This window comes from Streptomyces sp. NPDC031111 (assembly GCF_055570675.1).
The window spans coordinates 645759-667087 of record NZ_JBVIGS010000003.1; the positions used below are offsets into that span (position 1 = coordinate 645759).

The 21329-nt window shown below is 71.3% G+C and carries 16 protein-coding genes; 8 read left to right on the top strand and 8 right to left on the bottom strand.

All coding sequences use genetic code 11. From position 1 onward, the window contains the following. Nucleotides 1-135 precede the first annotated feature (135 nt). The gene (locus ACZ470_RS09875) at nucleotides 136-1326 is read left to right on the top strand and encodes a zinc-dependent alcohol dehydrogenase (RefSeq protein ID WP_468426119.1); all 1191 of its coding nucleotides are present in this window, start codon (nucleotides 136-138) and stop codon (nucleotides 1324-1326) included. Between the two features lies 1 nt (nucleotide 1327). Here ACZ470_RS09875 and ACZ470_RS09880 read toward each other — a convergent pair whose 3' ends face one another. Further along, nucleotides 1328-2395 carry an ATP-dependent DNA ligase gene (locus ACZ470_RS09880; RefSeq protein ID WP_468426120.1) on the bottom strand — a complete coding sequence of 356 codons (1068 nt, stop codon included), beginning with the start codon at nucleotides 2393-2395 and terminating at the stop codon, nucleotides 1328-1330. Nucleotides 2396-2469: 74 nt separating this feature from the next. On the opposite strand from ACZ470_RS09880, the gene ligD reads away from it, so the two are divergent. Beyond that, the gene (ligD, locus tag ACZ470_RS09885; protein WP_468426122.1) at nucleotides 2470-3495 is read left to right on the top strand and encodes a non-homologous end-joining DNA ligase; all 1026 of its coding nucleotides are present in this window, start codon (nucleotides 2470-2472) and stop codon (nucleotides 3493-3495) included. Nucleotides 3496-3505: 10 nt separating this feature from the next. Here the strand turns inward: ligD and ACZ470_RS09890 are convergent, their stop codons facing one another. Then, on the bottom strand, nucleotides 3506-5701 hold the full coding sequence (locus ACZ470_RS09890) for an OmpL47-type beta-barrel domain-containing protein (protein ID WP_468426313.1): 2196 nt from the start codon (nucleotides 5699-5701) through the stop codon (nucleotides 3506-3508). Between the two features lie 23 nt (nucleotides 5702-5724). Beyond that, nucleotides 5725-8235, bottom strand: a complete 2511-nt coding sequence (locus tag ACZ470_RS09895; protein WP_468426123.1) for a ThuA domain-containing protein — start codon at nucleotides 8233-8235, stop codon at nucleotides 5725-5727. Between the two features lie 201 nt (nucleotides 8236-8436). Between ACZ470_RS09895 and ACZ470_RS09900 the strand changes: the two genes are divergently transcribed. The 4 genes from ACZ470_RS09900 to ACZ470_RS09915 all read left to right on the top strand — a co-directional run bounded on the left by ACZ470_RS09900 (nucleotide 8437) and on the right by ACZ470_RS09915 (nucleotide 11910). Continuing rightward, complete coding sequence (locus tag ACZ470_RS09900) at nucleotides 8437-9423, top strand: multicopper oxidase domain-containing protein (protein WP_468426124.1); 987 nt, start codon at nucleotides 8437-8439, stop codon at nucleotides 9421-9423. Nucleotides 9424-9509: 86 nt separating this feature from the next. After that, nucleotides 9510-10523: a LacI family DNA-binding transcriptional regulator gene (locus ACZ470_RS09905; RefSeq protein WP_468426126.1), complete on the top strand. Its 1014-nt coding sequence runs from the start codon at nucleotides 9510-9512 to the stop codon at nucleotides 10521-10523. A 217-nt stretch (nucleotides 10524-10740) separates the two neighbouring features. Then, nucleotides 10741-11535: a VOC family protein gene (locus ACZ470_RS09910; protein WP_468426128.1), complete on the top strand. Its 795-nt coding sequence runs from the start codon at nucleotides 10741-10743 to the stop codon at nucleotides 11533-11535. A 129-nt stretch (nucleotides 11536-11664) separates the two neighbouring features. Continuing rightward, nucleotides 11665-11910, top strand: a complete 246-nt coding sequence (locus ACZ470_RS09915; RefSeq protein ID WP_468426130.1) for a WhiB family transcriptional regulator — start codon at nucleotides 11665-11667, stop codon at nucleotides 11908-11910. Nucleotides 11911-12100: 190 nt separating this feature from the next. Here ACZ470_RS09915 and ACZ470_RS09920 read toward each other — a convergent pair whose 3' ends face one another. The 4 genes from ACZ470_RS09920 to ACZ470_RS09935 all read right to left on the bottom strand — a co-directional run bounded on the left by ACZ470_RS09920 (nucleotide 12101) and on the right by ACZ470_RS09935 (nucleotide 18118). Further along, entirely contained in the window at nucleotides 12101-13078 is a 978-nt protein-coding gene (locus ACZ470_RS09920; RefSeq protein WP_468426132.1) for an acyl-ACP desaturase, read from the bottom strand. A 211-nt stretch (nucleotides 13079-13289) separates the two neighbouring features. Beyond that, entirely contained in the window at nucleotides 13290-14066 is a 777-nt protein-coding gene (gene ddaH, locus ACZ470_RS09925) for a dimethylargininase (protein WP_468426134.1), read from the bottom strand. A 154-nt stretch (nucleotides 14067-14220) separates the two neighbouring features. Continuing rightward, complete coding sequence (locus tag ACZ470_RS09930; RefSeq protein WP_468426136.1) at nucleotides 14221-16482, bottom strand: ATP-binding cassette domain-containing protein; 2262 nt, start codon at nucleotides 16480-16482, stop codon at nucleotides 14221-14223. A gap of 10 nt (nucleotides 16483-16492) precedes the next feature. Next, entirely contained in the window at nucleotides 16493-18118 is a 1626-nt protein-coding gene (locus ACZ470_RS09935; RefSeq protein ID WP_468426138.1) for an ABC-F family ATP-binding cassette domain-containing protein, read from the bottom strand. A gap of 313 nt (nucleotides 18119-18431) precedes the next feature. Here ACZ470_RS09935 and ACZ470_RS09940 point away from each other — a divergent pair, with 313 nt between their 5' ends. After that, nucleotides 18432-19082, top strand: a complete 651-nt coding sequence (locus tag ACZ470_RS09940) for a GOLPH3/VPS74 family protein (protein WP_468426140.1) — start codon at nucleotides 18432-18434, stop codon at nucleotides 19080-19082. Between the two features lie 472 nt (nucleotides 19083-19554). Here ACZ470_RS09940 and ssgD read toward each other — a convergent pair whose 3' ends face one another. After that, entirely contained in the window at nucleotides 19555-19968 is a 414-nt protein-coding gene (gene ssgD / locus ACZ470_RS09945; RefSeq protein WP_468426142.1) for a spore wall synthesis regulator SsgD, read from the bottom strand. Between the two features lie 268 nt (nucleotides 19969-20236). Here ssgD and ACZ470_RS09950 point away from each other — a divergent pair, with 268 nt between their 5' ends. Beyond that, on the top strand, nucleotides 20237-21295 hold the full coding sequence (locus ACZ470_RS09950; RefSeq protein ID WP_468426144.1) for a WD40/YVTN/BNR-like repeat-containing protein: 1059 nt from the start codon (nucleotides 20237-20239) through the stop codon (nucleotides 21293-21295). Nucleotides 21296-21329 lie beyond the last annotated feature (34 nt).

A 21329-nucleotide genomic window follows, 5' to 3' on the forward strand; every position in this document is an offset into this window, starting at 1 on the left:
CTGATCAGCGGTGGTCCGGCGCGACATGTTCCGCCGATCGGCTCAGCGACCCGCGGTTCGGCATCCGGCCGCTCGGGTACCCGGGCGGCCACCGCACGAGCGACACACCGGCCGGCACGGAGGGAGCGCGCGGCAATGAGGGCACTGACCTGGCAGGGGAAGCGGGACGTACGGGTGGAGAACGTGCCCGACCCACGGATCGAGGAACCGACGGACGCGGTCATCCGCATCACCTCCACCGGACTGTGCGGATCCGATCTGCACCTGTACGAGGTGCTCACCCCGTTCATGACCCCGGGCGACATCCTCGGCCACGAGCCGATGGGGATCGTCGAGGAGGTCGGCGCGGCGGTGCCCGACCTCCAGGTCGGCGACCGGGTCGTGGTGCCCTTCCAGATCGCCTGCGGCAACTGCTGGATGTGCCTGACCGGACTGCCCACCCAGTGCGAGACCACCCAGATCAGCGCCGAGGGCATGGGCGCGGCCCTGTTCGGCTACACCAGGCTCTACGGAGCGGTGCCGGGCGCCCAGGCCGAGTACCTGCGGGTCCCGCAGGCCCAGTACGGGCCCATCAAGGTGCCCGAGGGGCCGTCCGACGACCGGTTCGTCTACCTCTCCGACGTGCTGCCCACCGCCTGGCAGGCGGTCGCCTACGCCGGCGTCCCGCAGGGCGGCAGCGTCGCCGTCCTCGGACTCGGCCCCATCGGCGACATGGCCTGCCGGGTCGCCCAGGTCAAGGGCGCCGGGAGGGTGTTCGGAGTGGACCTGGTCCCGGAACGGCTGCAACGGGCCCGCGAGCGGGGCGTCGAGACCTTCGACCTGCGGTCCTTCGACGACGAGAAGGAACTGGTCACCGCCATCCGCGACCAGACCGACGGCCGCGGCCCCGACGCCGTGATCGACGCCGTCGGCACCGAGGCGCACGGCAGTGCCGCGGCCCGCATGGTGCAGAACGTCTCGGCGGTACTGCCCCGCAAACTGAGCGGCCCCATGGCGGAACGCTTCAGCGTCGACCGGCTCGCCGCCCTCCACACCGCCATCGAGATGGTGCGCCGCGGCGGCACGATCTCGATCGTCGGCGTCTACGGCGGCATGGCCGACCCGATGCCCATGCTCACCCTTTTCGACAAGCAGATCCAGATGCGGATGGGCCAGGCGAACGTACGCCGCTGGAGCGACGAGATCATCCCCTACCTCACCGACGAGGACCCGCTCGGTGTCGACGACTTCGCCACCCACCGGATGCCGCTCGCCGAGGCACCGGAGGCCTACGAGATGTTCCAGAACAAGCGGGACGGCGCCGTCAAGGTACTGATGCAGCCCTGACTCAAGGGCTGCCGAGGATCTCGGCCAGGTCGTAGCGGACCGGCTCCTCCAACTGCGCGTAGGTGCAGCTCTCCGGGGTGCGGTCCGGCCGCCACCGGCGGAAACGGGCGGTGTGCCGGAAACGCTGCCCGTTCTCCATGTGGTCGTAGGCGACCTCGGCCACCCGCTCCGGCCGCAGCGGCACCCACGACAGGTCCTTCCGCCCGGACCAGCGGCTCGGCGCACCGGGCAATCGCGCCGTCTCGTGCGCCGCCTCGTCCGCCCACGCGGCCCACGGATGGTCCGCCACGTCGTCCATCCGCAGCGGCTCCAGCTCCTCGACCAGCTCCGCGCGCCGCTTCATCGCGAAGGCCGCGGACACGCCGACGTGCTGGAGGCGGCCCCGGTCGTCGTACAGCCCGAGCAGCAGCGAGCCCACCACCGGGCCGCTCTTGTGGAACCGGTACCCGGCGACGACCACATCGGCCGTGCGCTCGTGCTTGATCTTGAACATGGCCCGTTCGTCCTGCCGGTAGCGCTGGTCCAGCGGCTTGGCGATCACCCCGTCCAGGCCCGCTCCCTCGTACTGCTCGAACCACCCCCGCGCCACCTCGGTGTCGGTCGTCGCCGGCGCCAGATGCACCGGCGGACGCACCCCCTCCAGCACCCCGGCCAGCCGTGCCCGCCGATCCCCCTGTGGAACCCCCAGCAGCGACTCGTCCCCCAGCGCGAGGAGATCGAAGGCGACGAAGGAGGCCGGGGTCCGCCCGGCGAGCATCCGCACCCGCGAGTCCGCCGGATGGATGCGCTCGGTGAGCGCGTCGAAGTCCAGATGCCCCTCCCGCGCGATCACGATCTCCCCGTCCATCACGCACCGCTCCGGCAGCCGCTCCCGCACCGCCGCCACCAGCTCGGGGAAGTACCTGGTCAGCGGCTTGCCCGTGCGGCTGCCCAGCTCGACCTCGTCCCCGTCACGGAACACGATCGCCCGGAACCCGTCCCACTTCGCCTCGTACAGCATGCCGGGCGGGATCTTCGCCACGGACTTGGCGAGCATCGGCTTCACGGGCGGCATCACCGGCAGATCCATGCTCCGATTCTGCGCGCTCACATGCGTCGCCGCACGGAGTGCGAGCCGTGCCGGGTACGCCTACCGTGGCTCGCATGGCGGAAGCGGTGGAACTGGAAGTGGGCGGCCGGACCGTACGGCTGTCCAGTCCGGGCAAGGTCTTCTTCCCGGAGCGCGGCTACACCAAGCTCGACGTGGCCCGCTACTACCAGGCCGTCGCCCCCGGCCTGCTGCGCGCCCTCCGCAACCGGCCCACCACCCTCCAGCGCTACCCCGACGGCATCACCGGCGAGTGGTTCTACCAGAAGCGCGCCCCCAAGGGCATGCCCGACTGGATCCCCACCGCGCACATCACCTTCCCCAGCGGCCGCAGCGCCGACGAGATGTGCCCCACCGAGGAGGCCGCCGCGGTGTGGGCCGCCCAGTACGGCACGCTCGTCTTCCACCCCTGGCCGGTGCGGCGCGACGACGTCGACCATCCCGACGAACTCCGTATCGACCTCGATCCGCAGCCCGGCACCGACTACGACGACGCCGCCCGCGCCGCCGGTGAACTGCGCGCCGTGCTCGACGAGTTCGGGGGACTGCGCGGCTGGCCCAAGACCTCGGGCGGCCGGGGCCTGCACGTGTTCGTGCCCATCGAGCCGCGCTGGACCTTCACCCAGGTGCGGCGGGCCGCGATCGCCGTCGGCCGCGAGCTGGAACGCCGGATGCCGGACCGGGTCACCATCAAATGGTGGAAGGAGGAGCGCGGGGAGCGCATCTTCGTCGACTACAACCAGACCGCCCGCGACCGCACCATCGCGTCCGCCTACTCCGTACGCCCCCGCCCGCACGCCCCCGTCTCGGCGCCGCTGCGCTGGGAGGAGGTCGGGGTGGCGCATCCGCAGGACTTCGACATCACGACCATGCCCGCGCGCTTCGCCGAACTCGGCGATGTGCACGCGGACATGGACGATCACGCGTTCTCACTGGAGCCCCTGCTCGAACTCGCCCGCCGCGACGAACACGACCACGGCCTGGGCGATCTGCCGTACCCGCCCGAGTACCCCAAGATGCCGGGGGAGCCCAGCCGGGTGCAGCCGAGCCGGGCCAGGAAGCCGAAGCCCTCGGCCTCCTGACCCGCCGGGTCTACAGCTCCCTGATCCGGACGTCCCGGTAGGAGACGACGTCCGTCGTGCCGTGCACCTGGAGTCCGATGTAGCCGGAGGCGAACCGCCGCCCGTCCGTGCCCGGGTCGTCCGAGCGCGGGGGCTCGAAGAGCTGACCGCCGGTGTTGTCGAACTCGTTGATCAGCACACCGTTGCGGTAGACCGAGTAGTGCTGGTCCACCACGCGGATCTCGTAGTCGTTCCAGGTGCCCTTCTGCGTCACGCCCGCGCCGGCCAGGCCCACCCGGTCGAAGCCGTAGACAGAGCCCGTCTTGTACATGTCGCCGGTCGGCGAGTCGAACACCTGGATCTCGTGACCGTACTTGATGGCGGCCCACTCCGGCCGGGGCTCCTCCGGGTGGTCGTGGATCTCCGGGAACCGCACGAACACACCCGAGTTGGCGTTGCCCGTGCCCGGGGCGTCGTCACGCCACTGGAGCTTCAGCGAGAAGTCGCCGTACTTGCGCTCGGGGAACCACAGCATGCCGAGCCCGCCCCGGGTGGTGCCGGAGGTGATCGACCCGTCCGGGTTCAGCGCGAACGAACCGCCGCCCACCTGCTCCCACTTGGCGAACGACTCCTCGCTGCCGTCCAGGATCTTGCGGTAGCCCTCGGTCTGGCCGGGCCTGCCGATGCCGGACTGGCGGGCCGCCTTGTTGATGGCCCGGTACTCCCGCTGGTCGATGACCCCTTCCGCCTTGAGGTCGTCCAGCACGCTCTGCACGTGCTTCAGGAACAGCGCCTGCGAGGTCCATTCCTTCTCGTCCTCGATCAGCTCGCCGATCCGGCAGCGGTTGTTGGTGACCCGGTTCGGCACGCCCGAGTCGACCGTGCCGACGATCACCGTCAACCGCTCGTCGTACTCGGGACAGTTGGGCGCGGGCACCCCGCCGTCCGCCACGACCGTGAAGCTCACCGTGAGCGGCTCGGAGGTGTTGCCGGCGTTGTCGCTCGCCCGGTACGCGACCGTGTGCCGGCCCGCCCGGTCGACGACCACGGGCCCGGTGTAGGCCAGGTACGGCCCGCCGTCGAGGGAGTACTCGATGCCCGCGACACCGGAACCGCCGTGTCCGTCGTCGGCGCTGATGGTCACGGTGGCGTCACCGACGTAGGCGCCGTCGGAGTTCTTGGTGCCCTCCACGGTCACACCGGTCGCCGGCGGGGTGGTGTCCTGCGGGGGAGCGGCGACGACCGTGAACTCCACGCTCTTCTCCGCCGCCGCGTTGCCCGCCTTGTCGGTGGCGCGGTAGCGCACGGTGTGCGTGCCCACCTCGTGCACCATCACCGGGCCGGTGTACGGCTGCCAGGCACCGTCGGCCCCGATGGCGTACTCGATGGTGTTGACGCCGGAACCGGTGTCGGACGCGGTGACGGTGACCGTCGCCATGTCGATGTAGGCACCGTCGTCGTTCCGCTCGCCGTCCACCGTCGCCGAGGTCTCCGGCGCGGTGGTGTCGTCCGTCGGCGGCGGGACGACCGTGAAGGCGACGCTCTTCTCCGCCGAGACGTTGCCCGCCTTGTCCAGGGCGCGGTAGCGCACCGTGTGGGCGCCGACCTGGTCGACGACGACCGGGGCGGTGTACGGCAGCCAGGCGCCGTCGGCCCCGATGGCGTACTCGATCCGGTCCACGCCCGAGCCCTCGTCGGTGGCCTCGAGGGTCACGCTCGCCGAACCGACGTACTCGCCCTTGTCGTTCTGCGAGCCGGTCACCCTCGCCGTGGCCTCGGGCGCCGTGGTGTCCTCACCGCCGCCCTCGGTCACGGTCAGGATGCCCTGCATCTCGCCGTGGCCGGGGATGGTGCAGTGGTAGAAGTAGCGGCCCGGGGTGAGCGTCACCTCGGCGGTGTGCCGGCCGCCCTGCGCGTCGGCCGGATTGGCCAGGATGTTCAGCTGGACGTCGTTGTTGAACTCCGGGTCGGAGGTCACGAACGTCAGCGTGTGCGGCATTCCGGTGGTGTTGCCGGTGGCCGCGCTGTTCTCGAACACGATGGTCGCCGGGCCGGCCACCGCGGTCGTCGGCGCGGACGTGTACTCGGTGATGCTGTCACCGGCGGTCCAGGTGAGCACCTGCTCCGCCGCCGCCTCGCCGGCCGTGGAGCCGGACTCTCCGGCCGCGGACGTCGTCGTCTGGAGGCCGAGCACCATCAGCAGGGCGGCCAGCAGGCCGGCCCACATGCGTCGTTTCCGTATCACTGGTCTCATTCGGCCTTCCTCGCCAGCTGACCGGCGGCCGGGGTGGGCCCGCCGCCCGTGTAGGTGACCCGCCACAGCGCGGACTTGGCGTCGGAGGTGAAGAAGCCGCGCCCGTAGTCGAGGACGTACAGCGCGCCGTCCGGGCCGAACTTCCAGCCCATCAGGTTCTTGATGCCGTCGTTGCCGACCGGCACGATCTTCTTCAGGGACTCCGAGTGCACCGGAAGACCGCCGTCGCCTTGGGTCTTCGGGTCCATGAGCACCGCGTTGCGCGGCTGGTCGGCGTCGTAGAAGTCACCGACGAACCACTTGCCGTCCCAGTACGCCGGCCACTTGACGTCGCTGGCGCTGTCGGCGTCGTAGCGGTAGACCGGGCCGTTCATCGCGGCCTGGCCACCGCCCTTCAGCCAGGGCAGTTGGTACGTGGCCTCGCTCTGCTCGTACGACGGGATGCCGTTCTCGTCGCGCGGGAAGTCGGGGCCGCCGCCCTGCGGCGAGTACCAGATGTTGTTGCCCGTCACCGGCGGCAGATTGACCAGACCGTCGTTGTTCGGCGACTCGTTCTTCGGGGCGTCGCAGTCGTACCAGCCCAGCGGCTTCGACGGATCGGGCAGATTGCGGTCGCGGTAGGGCTGCTTGTTGCCCATGCAGTACGGCCAGCCGCGGTTGGACGCCTCGGTGATCACCGCGAACGTGTCGTACTTCGCCGGACCCCAGGTGGGCGACGGGGAGCCGGCGTCCGGGCCGACCCAGCCCGCGTAGAGGACGTCGGTCTCCTTGTCGACGGAGATGCGCGCCGGGTTGCGCACGCCCATCACATAGATCTCGCCGCGCGTCTTCCCGCCGCCCTCGGCGGTCTCCTTGCCGGTGAACAGGTTGCCCTCGGGGAGGGTGTACGTGCCGTCCGGCTCGGGGTGGATGCGCAGGATCTTGCCGTTGAGGTTGTTGGTGTTGCCGGCGGTGCGGCGCGCGTCCGCGAAGGACACGCCCTTGAAGTTGGGCTCGGGGTTGTTGCCCGAGTAACCGCCGCTGAAGCCGCTGGAGTTGTTGTCACCGGTGGCGATGTACAGGTTGCCCTTGGAGTCCCAGGCCATCCCGCCGCCCGCGTGGCAGCAGCTGTGGATCTGCACCGGCCACTTCAGCAGCACCTTCTCGCCGGCCAGGTCCAGCTTGTTGGTGGCCTGGTCGAGCGTGAAGCGGGAGACCCGCCGCTCGGCCATGTGGGTGTCCCGGTTGATCTCGGAGTGGGGCGTGTAGTGCAGGTACACCCACCCGTTGTCCTCGAACGCCGGGTCGAGTTCGATGCCGAGCAGGCCCTCCTCGACCTTCCTCAGCTCGTCGCCGCCGCCCTTGTTTCCGAAGACGGTGAGCGCGCCGGCGAGGGTGACCTTCTTGGTCTTCGGGTCGTAGACGTGGATCTCGCCCTTGCCCTTGCCGATATCGGGGTCGTTCCAGTCGGTGACCACGGGCTGCGAGGCGTCGGCGCCGCCCCGGCCGATGTAGAACACCCGGCCGTCCGGGGCGGTGACCAGTCCGTGCGGTTCGCCGATCTGGTCGTTCTGGCCCGGCTGGTTGGGCTGGGTCAGCCGCTCCGCCTTGTAGTTGCCGGTGATCGTGGCCTTGCAGTCGGCCCGCACCAGCCGGGTGGTCCACAGCAGGGCGCCGCGCAGGTGGTCGCGGAAGTCGGTCTCGTCGTACGACGACACCGTGCCGCCCATGCCGGTGTAGAAGGACCGGCCGCCGTCGTAGTCACGACACCAACTGACCGGATGGTCCCAGCCGTTGGCGCTCGTACCGGGCGCGTACGTGGTCTCGCGCACCCTGGCGACCGTGTGCACGTCGCCGGACGGGTTCTCCACCCAGTTGAGCCACTTGTCGAGCCGCTTCCACTGCTGCGGCAGGCTCTTGGTCGCCGGATGCGCCCGGTCGCCGACCTCCACGGTCGCCCGCTGCACCTTGTCGGGGCTCGAGGCGGCCGGGCGGGCGCCGATCAGACCGGTGAACCAGTCCGAGTACGGCTCCGCGCGGGCCGCGTCGTGCAGACCGACGAAACCGCCGCCGGCCTCCATGTACGCCTCCAGGCCCGCCTCCTGGTCCGGGTCGAGGACGTCCCCGCCGCCGGTCAGGAACACGACGGTGTTGAAGCGGCCGAGCTTCTTGGCGTTGGTGAAGACCGAGGCGTCGTCGGTGGCGGTGACGGCGAACCGCTGGTCCGCCGGGCCGGACAGCCCTATCCTCTCGATCGCCGCGATCCCGGCGTTCACCAGGGGCGACTCGTCACCGCCGGCCGCCGAACCGTGGAACAGCAGCACACGTACGTTCGCGCCGCCCGGGGGCGACTTGATGGACATCGTTGTCAGGGACGGATCCGGAGCCGTGCGGGCGCTGGCGGCGGGACCCGACAGCAGTCCGGCGGCGACGACACCGGCGGTCACGGTGGCCGCCCAGACACGTCGTCTCGTTCTCGTCCTTCGTGCGCCTGCGGTGCTTCTCGTGCTCAACCCTCGTAAGCGCATGGGTTCTTGATGCGATGTGGACCGCACGTGACCACCCACCCCTCCTCGGTCGCAGCAACAGCGTCAAGGAAGCTAGACCTCTTTGCGCCAGACGCCAATACCTATCGCAGCAATGAACCAAACTTTGTCCTGAGTGTGGATAAACGACCGGGCGGCCGCTACGGTTTCACAGGTTCATGACAGCCACGTGGGGAGTTCGGCATGGACAGACGCGGTTTCAACCGGCGGGTACTCCTGGGCGGCGCGGCCGTCGCGACATCGTTGTCCATCGCGCCCGAGGCCGTGAGCGCGGCCAGGCCCGCGAGGACCGCGCCCGCCGGGGGCGAGGTGCGGCGCATCAAGATGTACGCCGAGCGGCTGGACGGCGGACAGATGGGCTACGGCTTCGAGAAGGGCAAGGCGTCCATCCCGGGCCCGCTGATCGAGCTCAACGAGGGCGACACGCTGCACATCGAGTTCGAGAACACCATGGACGTGCCGGTGAGCCTGCACGTCCACGGCCTGGACTACGAGATCTCCAGCGACGGCACCAAGCAGAACAAGAGCGACGTCCAGCCCGGCGCCACCCGCACCTACACCTGGCGCACCCACAAGCCCGGCCGGCGCTCCGACGGCACCTGGCGGGCGGGCAGCGCCGGCTACTGGCACTACCACGACCACGTCGTGGGCACGGCGCACGGCACCGGCGGTGTCCGCAACGGGCTGTACGGCCCGGTGATCGTGCGCCGCAAGGACGACGTGCTGCCGGACGCCACGCACACCATCGTCTTCAACGACATGTCGATCAACAACAAACCGGCCCACAGCGGACCGAACTTCGAGGCCACCGTGGGCGATCGCGTCGAGATCGTCATGATCACGCACGGCGAGTACTACCACACCTTCCACATGCACGGTCACCGCTGGGCGGACAACCGCACCGGCATGCTCACCGGCCCCGACGACCCGAGCCAGGTCATCGACAACAAGATCTGCGGCCCGGCCGACTCCTTCGGCTTCCAGATCATCGCGGGGGAGGGGGTCGGAGCGGGCGCCTGGATGTACCACTGCCACGTCCAGAGCCACTCCGACATGGGCATGGTCGGCCTGTTCCTGGTGAAGAAACCGGACGGCACAATCCCAGGCTACGACCCGCACGAGCACGCTCACGCACCCGCCTCCGAGGAGGAGCCGACGCACGAGCACTGACCGCGCCGGACATGGTCGGCGGGCGCTCTCGCCGGTGGGCGGGCCGGGGCTATCCTTTCCCGCAGCCGCAGGTGAGGAGCGCCCAAGTGACCGAGACAGTGCCGCGCCCCACGCTGGAGGCGGTGGCCGCCCGGGCGGGGGTCTCCCGGGCCACGGTCTCCCGCGTGGTCAACGGCTCCGACGGGGTGCGCGCACCCCTGGCCGAGCGGGTGAGGCAGGCGGTGGAAGAACTCGGGTACGTCCCCAACCAGGCCGCCCGCAGCCTGGTGACGAAGCGGCACGACGCCATCGCCGTCATCGTCGCCGAACCGGAGACCCGGGTCTTCGCCGACCCCTTCTTCGCCCGGCAACTGCGCGGCATCAGCAAGGAACTGACGGCCCACGACAACCAGCTCGTCCTGCTGCTCACCGAGGACCGCGACGACCACGCCCGCGTCGGCCGCTACCTCGCCGGCGGCCATGTCGACGGCGCGCTGGTGTTCTCGCTCCACATCGACGACCCGCTGCCCGAACTGATCCAGCGGGCCGGGCTGCCGGCCGTGTTCGGCGGCCGGCCCGACTTCAACGGCGGCCGGGGCGGTGTCGTCTACGTCGACAGCGACAACCGGGGCGGCGCGCGTGACGCGGTACGGCATCTGATCGGCCTCGGCCGGAGCCGCGTCGCCCACATCACCGGTGCCCTCGACCAGACCTCGGCCGTGGACCGGCTCGACGGGTTCCGGGACGTCAGGACCGACACCGATCCCCGGCTGGTCGTGGAGGGCGACTTCACCCCCGCGAGCGGTGAGCGGGCGATGCGTGAGCTCCTCGACCGCCGTCCCGACCTGGACGCGGTGTTCGCCGCCAACGATCTCATGGCGGCGGGCGCCCTGCGGGTGCTGCGCGAGCACGGGCGGCGGGTGCCGGAGGACGTGGCGGTCGTCGGCTTCGACGACATGCTGCCGATCGCGGAGCAGACGGATCCGCCGCTGACCACGGTCCGCCAGGACATCGAGGAGATGGGCCGGCTGATGGTCCGGCTCCTGCTGCGCGACCTGGACCGCGGCGGCCCCTCCAGTGTCGTCCTGCCGACGACACTGATCCGACGGGCGTCCGCTTGAGGGTTCCACGGCGGTGATTCGCCCCCGCCGCCCCTTCCCGTCCCGAAACTGGGGCTCCGCCCCGGACCCCGCTCCTCAAACGCCGGAGGGGCTGAAAGTCAGCCCCTCCGGCGTTTGAGGAGCGGGGGTCCAGGGGCGAGGAAATCTGTACCCGTCCGGGTGCTCAGGACGGCGATTGTCAGTGGGCGGTGGAAGACTCTCCGGAGGAGGAGGCACCATGCTCACCACCAACTTTGTCAACGGCGCCCCGAACTGGATCGACGTCGGCACCCCGGACATCGACGGCGCCGCGTCCTTCTACGGCGGCCTGTTCGGCTGGGAGTTCCGCTCGGCCGGCCCCGACGCCGGCGGCTACGGCTTCTTCGAGCTGGCCGGGCGCATCGTGGCGGGCGGAATGCAGACCACACCCGACCAGGGCCCACCCGCGTGGACCGTCTACTTCCAGAGCCCCGACGCGGACGCCACCGCGAAGACCGCCCAGCAGGCCCGCGGCGGCGTGGCCATGCCGCCCGTGGACGTGATGGAACAGGGCAGGACGGCGATCCTCACCGACCAGACGGGCGTCTCCTTCGGGATCTGGGAGCCGGCCCGGCGCAAGGGCCTCGACGCGGCCGGGGAGGCCGGCACCCTGTGCTGGGTCGAGCTGTACACCCCGGACATCGCCCGCACCGCCGCCTTCTACCACGCCACCCTCGGCTGGGAGACCTCGGCGGTGACCTTCCCCGGCGGCGTCTACACCTCCGTCAATCCCGCCGGGACGGGGGAGGACGGCATGTTCGGCGGGCTGGTCCCGCTGGCCGACGACCCGGTCGAGGCGCGGACCGGGGAGCCCTACTGGCTGCCCTACATCGGGGTGGAGGACCCGGACGCCGTCGTCGCCAGGGCCGTCGAGCTGGGCGGCGGCGTGCGGATGCCCGCCACCTCGCTCGCCGGTGTCGGCCGGCTCGCCCGCCTGGAGGATCCGTACGGCGCGCGCTTCGCGGTGCTCAGGGGCGATCCGCGCGAGACATGACGCACCGGCGCGCCGCCGTGCGCGCCGGATCCCGCGCCGTCATCATCATGCGGTCACGGAGGGCCCATCGGGTCCTGCGTTGATCCGGCGTTGATCGAACGTTTTTCGCCGTACGGCACGCTTCCGGTCATGCACATCGACACGTTCCCGTCGCCCGACCTGACCTGGCAGGAGGACGCGCTGTGCGCGCAGACCGGGGGAGACTTCTTCTTCCCCGAGCCCGGCAGTTCGGTCCGCGACGCCAAGCGCATCTGCGGCCTCTGCCCGATCCGCGCCACCTGCCTCGAATACGCCCTGGCCCACGACATGCGCTTCGGCGTCTGGGGCGGCCTGTCGGAAAAGGAACGCCTGCAACTGCGCCGCACGGGCCGTTAGGGAGTGTCCGCAGGGGCGCCGGCCCCGCGACGCCCGGCAGCCTGGCACGCCCTCTCGCCGCGCCGGGCGAACACCCGAGTACGACCAGTACGCGGGCGTCCGCCCGGCACTCGCCCCAGCCTTCGGTCGGGGGACCCCCAGAGCTCGCACCGGGCGCCGCGAGGCGCGTCCTCCGGGCGGACGACGCGACTCAGACGCGCGTCCCGCGGGCCGCCATCCGTGCCTTGCGGGCCGCCAGCTTCTCGTCGAACTTCGCGGCCTCCGCGTCCAGGCCGCCCATGAACAGGCCCAGTTCCTCCTGGGCCTTGACGCCCTCGGGACCCAGCCCGTCGATCTCCATGATCTTCAGGAAGCGGAGCACCGGCTGGAGCACGTCGTCGTGGTGGATGCGCAGGTTGTACACCTCGCCGATGGCCATCTGCGCGGCCGCCCGCTCGAACCCGGGGATGCCGTGGCCGGGCATCCGGAAGTTCACGACGACGTCACGGACCGCCTGCATCGTGAGGTCGGGCGCGATCTCGAAGGCCGCCTTGAGCAGGTTCCGGTAGAACACCATGTGCAGGTTCTCGTCGGTCGCGATGCGGGTCAGCATGCGGTCGCAGACCGGGTCACCGGACTGGTGACCGGTGTTGCGGTGCGAGATGCGGGTGGCCAGCTCCTGGAACGCGACGTAGGCGACCGAGTGCAGCATCGAGTGCCGGTTGTCCGACTCGAAGCCCTCGCTCATGTGCGCCATGCGGAACTGCTCCAGCTTGTCCGGGTCCACCGCCCGGGAGGCCAGCAGGTAGTCCCGCATGACGATGCCGTGCCGGCCCTCCTCGGCCGTCCAGCGGTGCACCCACGTGCCCCAGGCGCCGTCCCGGCCGAACAGCGTGGCGATCTCGTGGTGGTAGCTGGGGAGGTTGTCCTCGGTCAGCAGGTTCACCACCAGCGCGATCCGGCCGACCTCGGTGACCTTCGACTGCTCCTTGTCCCAGGCCTCGCCGTCCTCGAAGAAGCCGGGGAAGTTACGGGCGTCGCTGAACGGCACGTACTCGTGCGGCATCCAGTCCTTGGCGACCTTCAGATGCCGGTTGAGTTCCTTCTCGACCACTTCCTCCAGCGCGTACAACAGCCGGGCGTCGGTCCAGACCGAAGGGCTGCCGAGGTGGGGAGAAGTGATCGACACAGGTGACTCCAGGGGACGGTGACATACGGAAGGACCGGCGAGCGGGCCGGGAACCTACGGAATCGTAGGCTACGAACCCGTAGGTTACGAAGCCGTAGGTTAAGAGTGCCGTAAAGACCGCTGATCAGCGGGGTTCTCCCGGAGTGGCGTACCGGCCCGCACGGGCATGGCGCCGCAGGTCGTTGCGCCGTACGGGTGAGGGGACCGCCGGTCAGGCGTACAGCTCCCGCAGGCGCACCGAGAGGCATGTCACACAGCCCTCGAGCTTCTCGAACTCGCCGATGTCCACCAGCACCGGCTCGTACCCGAGGTCCGCGAACAGCTCCGCGGTCTTCGGCGCGCTCGCCGCCATCAGCAGCTTGTCCCCGCCGAGCAGCACCACGTGCGCCCCGGACTCCTCAGGCACCGGCAGGAAGCGGGGGAACAGCGACGGCGCGTCCATGTTCGGGATGTGCCCGATGACCGTCCCGTCCGGCAGCGCCGTGACCGCGGACTTCAGATGCAGCACCTTGGCGACCGGCACGGCCACGACCCGTGCTCCCAGCGGCTCGAACGCGGCCCGCACCTGCCGCACCCCGGCCGCGTTGGTGCGCCCGCCCCGGCCCACGTACACCGTGTCGCCGATCTTCAGGACGTCGCCGCCGTCCAGCGTGCCCGGCTCCCAGACCCAGTTCACCGAGCAGCCCAGGGACGCCACGGCCTCCTCGACGCCGAGGGTCTCCGCGCGCCGCGACTCGGCACCGGACCGGGCGATCAGCGCCACGTTCCGGTACATCACCACCGTGTCCTCCACGAACACGGAGTCGGGGCAGTCGTCGGCCGGGTCCACCTCGATCGTCTCCCAGCCGTGGGCGCGCAGCGCCTCTGTGTACGCCTCCCACTGCTCCACCGCGCGGTCGACGTCGACGCCCTCCCGCTCGATGTGCGTCACCAGCCCCTCGGCCAGACGGGGGGAGGGGCGGCGGACGAGGGCCTTCTTGCTGGGCACGAGCGTGACTCCGTATGGGATGGGACAGGTTCCGGCCGCACCGAGGGCGTCCGTGGCCGGCCCGGTTCCCTCGGACGTCGGCGCAGCCATCATGCAGCGCGAATCCCGGCCGGGCCACCCCGGCGGCCAGGAAATGACCCACCGGTAACCGGCCTCACCGGCCGGCCCGCCGCAGGTGCTCCCCCGTGAAGGACCCCTCGGCGACGAGCAACTCGGCCGGTGTGCCCTCGAACACCACCCGGCCGCCGTCCCGTCCGCCGCCCGGGCCCAGGTCGATCACCCAGTCGGCGCGTGCGACGACATCGAGGTTGTGCTCCACGACGACGACGGTGTTGCCCGCGTCCACCAGCCGGTCCAGGAGACCGACGAGGCCGTCCACGTCCGCCATGTGCAGTCCGGTCGTCGGCTCGTCCAGCACGTACACCACCCCCTCACGGTGCAGCCGGGTGGCCAGCTTGATCCGCTGCCGTTCACCACCGGACAGGGTGGACAGCGGCTGGCCCAGCGTGAGGTAGGTGAGGCCGACGTCCCGCAGCGCGCGCAGCCGGCGCCGTACGCCGGTGTCGTGGAAGAAGCCGAGCGCCTGCTCGGCCGTCATCCCCAGCACATCGGCGACGGAGCGGCCGTCGACGGTCAGCCGCAGCACCTCGTCCTTGAACCGCCGCCCCTCGCAGGCGGGGCACGTCGTCGTCACCGGATCCATGAAGGCCAGATCGGTGTACATGATCCCGCGGCCCCCGCAGGTCCCGCAGGCGCCGCCGGAGTTGAAGCTGAACAGCCCGGGTTCGGCGCCGGTCTCCCGCGCGAAGATCTTCCGCACCGTGTCCATGATCCCCAGGTACGTGGCGGGGGTGGACCGCGCGGAGATGCCGATCGAGGACTGGTCGACCACGACGGCGTCGTGGGCGTCGGTGAACTCGGCGACCAGCGTGCTCTTGCCCGACCCGGCCACGCCGGTCACCGCGGTGAGCACACCGACCGGGAACCGCACGGTGACCTCGCGCAGATTGTGCCGGTCGGCCCCCTTCACCCACAGCTCGCCCGTCGGCTCCCGCACCGCCTCCTTGACCGCGGTACGCCGTCCCAGGCACCGCCCCGTCAGGGTGCCCGAGGCGGCCAGCTCCCGCGGCGTGCCCTCGAACACCACCCTGCCGCCCTCGGAGCCCGCCCCCGGCCCCATGTCGACGACGTGGTCGGCCAGCGTGATGACGTCCGGGTCGTGCTCCACGACCAGCACGGTGTTGCCCTTGTCGCGCAGCCGGAGCAGCAGTTCCCCGAGCCGGTGGACGTCGCGCGGGTGCAGCCCGACGCTGGGCTCGTCGAAGATGTACGTCATCCCGGTGAGGCTGGACCCGAGGTGCCGGACCGTCTTCAGCCGCTGTCCCTCGCCGCCGGAGAGCGTGGACGTCTCCCGGTCGAGGCTCAGGTAGCCGAGGCCGATCGTCTCGATCCGCTCCAGCGCGGCGACGGCGGCCCCGGCGATCGGTCCGGCCACCGGGTCGTCGATCCCGCGCAGCACCGCGATGAGATCGGTGACCTGCATCGCTGCGCAGTCGGCGATGGACCGGCCGCCGATCATCGACGCCAGCGCCGCCTCGTTCAGCCTGGCGCCCCGGCAGGCGGGGCAGACGCCCTCGGCCAGGAACTCCCGCACCATGTCCCGGGTCTTCTGGCTCATCCCCGCCAGGTCCCGCTTCAGATAGAGCCGTTCGAAGCGGTCGGCGAGCCCTTCGTACTCGGTGGTCCACGTGCCGCCCGTGCCGTTCACGGTGACCTTGCTGCCCGGGCGCCCCCGCATCAGGAACTTCCGCTCGGCGGCGGTGAACTCCCGCACCGGCTTGTCCGGGTCCAGGTCGTCGCTGTTGGTGTACGCCTGCCCCTGCCAGGTCCCGGCGGCGAACGGCGGGAAGCGGACCGCCCCCTCGGCGAGGGAGCGGTCCGCGTCCAGGATGCGGTCCCAGTCGGGCCGTACGGTCCGGCCCAGGCCGTCGCACTCGGGGCACATGCCCGACGGGTCGTTGAACGAGTACGCCGTCGCCGGACCGGCGCTCGGTGTGCCGTGCCGGGAGAACAGCACCCGCAGCACCGAGTACACGTCCGTCATCGTGCCGACCGTCGACCGGGAGTGGCCGCCGATGGGCCGCTGGTCGACGACGATCGCGGGCGTGAGGTCCTCGAGGGCCTCCGCGTGCGGCCGCTCGTACTTCGGCAGGCGGTTGCGGACGAACCAGGTGAACGTCTCGTTCAGCTGCCGCTGCGACTCGACCGCGATCGTGTCGAAGACGACCGACGACTTCCCCGACCCCGAAACGCCGGTGAACACGGTCAGCCGGCCCTTCGGGATGCGGAGCGTGACGTCCTTGAGGTTGTTCTCCCCGGCTCGGGTGATGGTGATGTACTCGCTGGACTGGCTCATACCGCCGACGCTAGGCGGGATACCCGACAGCTTCTGTCGTGATTTCCTTCAGCTCCCCCTCCTCCAGCAACAGCCATCGGGTGATGCCGATCGACTCCAGGAACGGCAGATCGTGGCTGGCCACGATCAGGGCACCCTCGTACGACTCCAGCGCCGTGGTCAGCTGCCGGACGCTCGCCATGTCCAGGTTGTTGGTCGGCTCGTCCAGCATCAGCAGTTGCGGCGCGGGCTCCGCCAGCATCAGCGCGGCCAGCGCCGCCCGGAACCGCTCGCCGCCGGAGAGCGTCGCCGCCTTCTGGTCGGCGCGTGCGCCCCGGAACAGGAAGCGGGCGAGTCTCGCCCGGATCCGGTTGTTGGTGGCGCCCGGAGCGAACCGGGCCACGTTCTCGGCGACGGTCAGCTCCGCGTCGAGGACGTCGAGCCGCTGCGGCAGGAACCGCAGCGGAACATGCGCCGTCGCCTCGCCCGACACCGGCTCCAGCTCCCCGGCGATCGTGCGCAGCAGCGTCGTCTTGCCCGCGCCGTTGCGCCCGATCAGCGCGATCCGTTCGGGACCGTGGAGATCGAAACCCCCCTCCACGCGGGCGCCGTACACCAGCTCCAGGTCGCGCAGGGTGAGCACGGCCCGGCCCGGCGGCACGGCCGTGTACGGCAGGTCGACCCTGATCTCGTCGTCGTCCCGTACGGCGTCCACCGCGTCGTCGAGGCGTTCCCTGGCCTCGGACAGCTTCTCCTCGTGCATGATGCGGTGCTTGCCCGCGGACACCTGCGCCGCTCGCTTGCGCGCCCCCATGACGATCTTCGGCTCGCGCTTCTGCTCGAACATCTTCTGCCCGTACCGCTTTCTGCGGGCCAACTTGACCTGGGCGTCGATCAGTTCACGCTTCTGTTTGCGCAGGTCCGCCTCGGCGACCCGCACCATGCGCTCGGCCGCCTCCTGTTCGACGGCCAGGGCCTCCTCGTAGGCCGAGAAGTTGCCGCCGTACCAGGTGACCTCACCGGACCGCAGATCCGCGATCTGGTCGACCAGTTCCAGCAGTTCACGGTCGTGGCTGACCACGACCATGACGCCCGGCCAGCCCGCGACGGCCGCGTACAGCCGCCGGCGGGCGTACAGGTCGAGGTTGTTGGTGGGCTCGTCGAGCAGCAGCACCTCCGGGCGGCGCAGCAGCAGCGCCGCCAGTCGCAGCAGCACCGACTCGCCGCCCGACACCTCGCCGACGGTGCGGTCGAGACCGATGTGTCCGAGGCCGAGCTCGCCGAGGGTGGCCAGGGCGCGCTCCTCGACGTCCCAGTCGTCGCCGACGGCCTCGAAGTGCTCCTCGGCGGCGTCGCCCGACTCGATGGCGTGCAGCGCGGCCCGCCGGGCGGCGATACCGAGCGCCTCGTCGACCCGGAGCGCGGTGTCGAGCGTCACGTTCTGCGGCAGGTAGCCCACCTCGCCGGCCACGCGGACGGCGCCGTCGGCCGGGGTGAGCTCCCCGGCGATCAGCTTCAACAGGGTCGACTTCCCGGACCCGTTGACGCCGACGAGCCCGGTGCGGCCGGGGCCGAAGGCGACGTCGAGATCCTCGAAGACGGCGGTGCCGTCGGACCAGGTGAAGGCGAGGGACGTACAGGTGATGGATGGTGACATGCGGGCCTCCGCGGTTGCTCGGGGCGATCAGGGGCAAACGCGTATCGAGACACCGCGGGACGACGACCGGCAGCCGGGAGGGAAGGCCTGGGCATGAGAAGAGCCCTGTTCCGAAGGGACCGCAAGGACGGCTCGAACGCCGAGGTCGCACGCGACGTACACACCTGTGCGGTGTGACGCGGTGTCTCAGAACCTCAGACGAGCAACGTCCTTCTCCAATCGACGGCAACAGGACCGCTGTACACCGTAGGAGTGCCCGGAACGGCTGTCAACGGAATTTCGGAGCACGACGTCACGGCCCCGAGGAGGCCCCGTGCCCAACGGCCCGCTCTCACTGCCGGCCCGCCTCTGCCTGCTGGCCTGGGACACCGCCCCGGGGGAGATCGCGCCCCCTTTGGTACGGGCCGGTGCCCTCGCCGAGCTGGCGCAAAGCGGTCTGCTGATCGACGACGACGGCATCGTCACCCCGCTCGACCTGGACTCCCGCACCGGTGACCCGGTGCTCGACGGGCTCCTCGAGCTGGTCAGCGAGTCCTGCCCGCACCCCTGGCGCACCTGGGTGACGCTGCGTGCCCGCCACACCCTCGACGCGGTCCGGGAGCAGCTGGTGGCCGAGGGGGTGCTGCGCGCCGAGAAGCACCGGATCCTGGGGGTCTTCCCCTCGGTGGAGTACGTGCTGGCCGACGCGGCCCGGGTACGGGCCCTGCGGCGGCAGGCGCGGGAGATCCTCGACGGGCCGACGCCGCCCGAGGACGTCCCCGAGCGGGACGCGACGGCCGTCGCCCTGGGGGCGGCGGCCGGCCTGAGGACCCTCCTCCCGGTCGGCGCCCGCGCCGACCGGGAGCACCGCGTCGACCGCCTCGCCGCCCGCGCGGCGACACCGGCGCAGGCCGGAATCATCCGCGAACTCCGGACCACCCTGACCGCCACCGCCCAGACGTCCCCCCTCCCGACCGCCGGCTGAGCCCTCAGGGAGTCCCCAACCGGGCGAACACCCCGAGTACGGCCCCGCGCAACTGCGGGCAGTCGTGCCGCTTGGGCGGCACGGGTGGGCGCAGCGGCACCCTGCGAGCGCCGGTGAGCGGTGTCGGTGCCACCAGTACGCGGGCGTCCGCCCGGCACTCCCGCCGCGAGGCCCGCCCTCCGGGCGCGACGACGCCACTTTGCGGACATCCCCCAGGGCCCGCGATCCGGCCGCCCGCCGATCCTTCCGCAGCCCGGTACCCCACCGGTGAATGAACGCGGGTGTCGGCGGGATCCTCGCCCCCGGGGGCCGTCGACCCGGAGACCGTGAGGGAGCTCGCCGACGGCATCCACGTGGCATCGCCCGCGCCGCGCGGGAACCGCTCGGCACGGGGAGGCACCGCACGCGGGCCCCCGGGCCCGTGTGCGGCATGCTCAACGCCCTGAGCGGCGGCGGGCGTCAGCCGTGCTCCTCACGCGTCGCGCATCAGCTCCGCGAGATCGTGGTCCAGGTCGAGCCGGAGGTGCTCGAGACCGGTCGGCACCAGCTCGTCGGTGGCCTCCAGGAACCGGCGCAGCTCGCCCGAGCGGACATGCACGACGGCGGTCCCCTCCGGGGCGTGGAACTCCAGCACGGTGCGGTCGTAACCGTACGGCCGCACCCGTACGTCGCCCTGTCCCTCCGGTTCCTCCATGCCCGCGGCCAGCAGCTCACGGGCGAAGGTCCAGCAGACCTCGACGCCCTCCAGGGTGGCGGGCGCGGGGAAGGTCATGCGGACGGCGAACGGGTCGTCGCGGTCGTAGTGAAGGGTCGCGGGAATGCTCGGCATCCGCGGCGCGGCGGCGACGAGACGGGCCTCGACGGTCTGCTCGATGACGGTGGACAACGCCTTGCTCCCTCGTGACGGCTGGACGGGCTTCGGGGGCGGATCGGGTCGGCTACTGGAAGAGACGACGGAATGAGCCAATCCGTGCACGAAAGGCGAGTGACCTCTGTCACCGCCTTCATGCAGCCGAGTGACACGGCTCTCCTCACCCGCCCGCCGCGCCCCAACGCCCTCTGGACGCCACCGGGTCGGTGGGCTAGCTTCGCCCGCCATGAGGCGCTTGGGGAGCACGCGACCGACGAGACGGACGAGACGAACACACCGCCGGGTGACCGCGACGGCCGTGTGCGCGGCCGCCCTGGCCGCCCTGACGGCCGTACCCGCCGAGGCGCACGGACCGGACCGGCGGACCGCGCCGCACTGGGAGCTCAAGGACACCGGCACCCCGGACGTCAGGTTCCGCGGGCTGTCCGCCGTCAGCCGCGACACCGCCTGGCTGGCCGGCACCGGCGGCACCGTCCTGCGCACCACCGACGGCGGCGGCAGTTGGCGGAACGTCTCCCCGCCGGGCGCGGGGGAGTTGCAGTTCCGGGACATCGAGGCGTTCGACGCGCGGCGGGCCGTGGTGCTGGCCATCGGCGAGGGCGAGGCGTCCCGCGTGTACCGCACCGACGACGGCGGAGCCACCTGGACGGAGTCCTTCCGCAACACCGACGCCCGCGCCTTCTACGACTGCCTCACCTTCTTCGACCACCGCCACGGGCTGGCGATGAGCGATCCGGTGGACGGGAGGTTCCGCATCCTGTCGACCCGGGACGGCGGCCGTTCCTGGACGGTGCTGCCGGACACCGGGATGCCCCCGGCGCTGGAGGGTGAGGCCGGCTTCGCGGCGAGCGGCCAGTGCCTGGTGTCCGCCGGGCCGAAGGACGTCTGGCTGGCCACCGGAGGAGCGGCACGCGCGCGTGTGCTGCACTCCGCCGACCGGGGCCGCACCTGGACGGTCACCGACACCTCGATCCCCGGGGGCGACCCCGCGCGGGGCGTCTTCGCCCTCGCCTTCCGCGACCGCGCCCACGGACTCGCCGTCGGCGGCGACTTCCGGCCCGACCAGGGCTCGCCCGACGCGGCCGCGCGCACCTCGGACGGCGGCCGCACCTGGCGCCCCGCCGCCGGCTCCCCGCCGGCCTACCGCTCCGGTGTCGCCTGGCTCCCGCACAGCCGCACCGCCGCCCTCGCGGTCGGCCCCACCGGTACCGACCTGACGACCGACGCCGGCCGCACCTGGCGGACCGTCGACACCGGCTCGTACGACACCGTCGACTGCGCACCCGACCACGGCTGCTGGGCGGCGGGGGAGAAGGGCCGGGCCGCCCGTCTGGAGCACTGACGCGAACGGCGCGCCCTTAAGAGCTCCGGTGTGG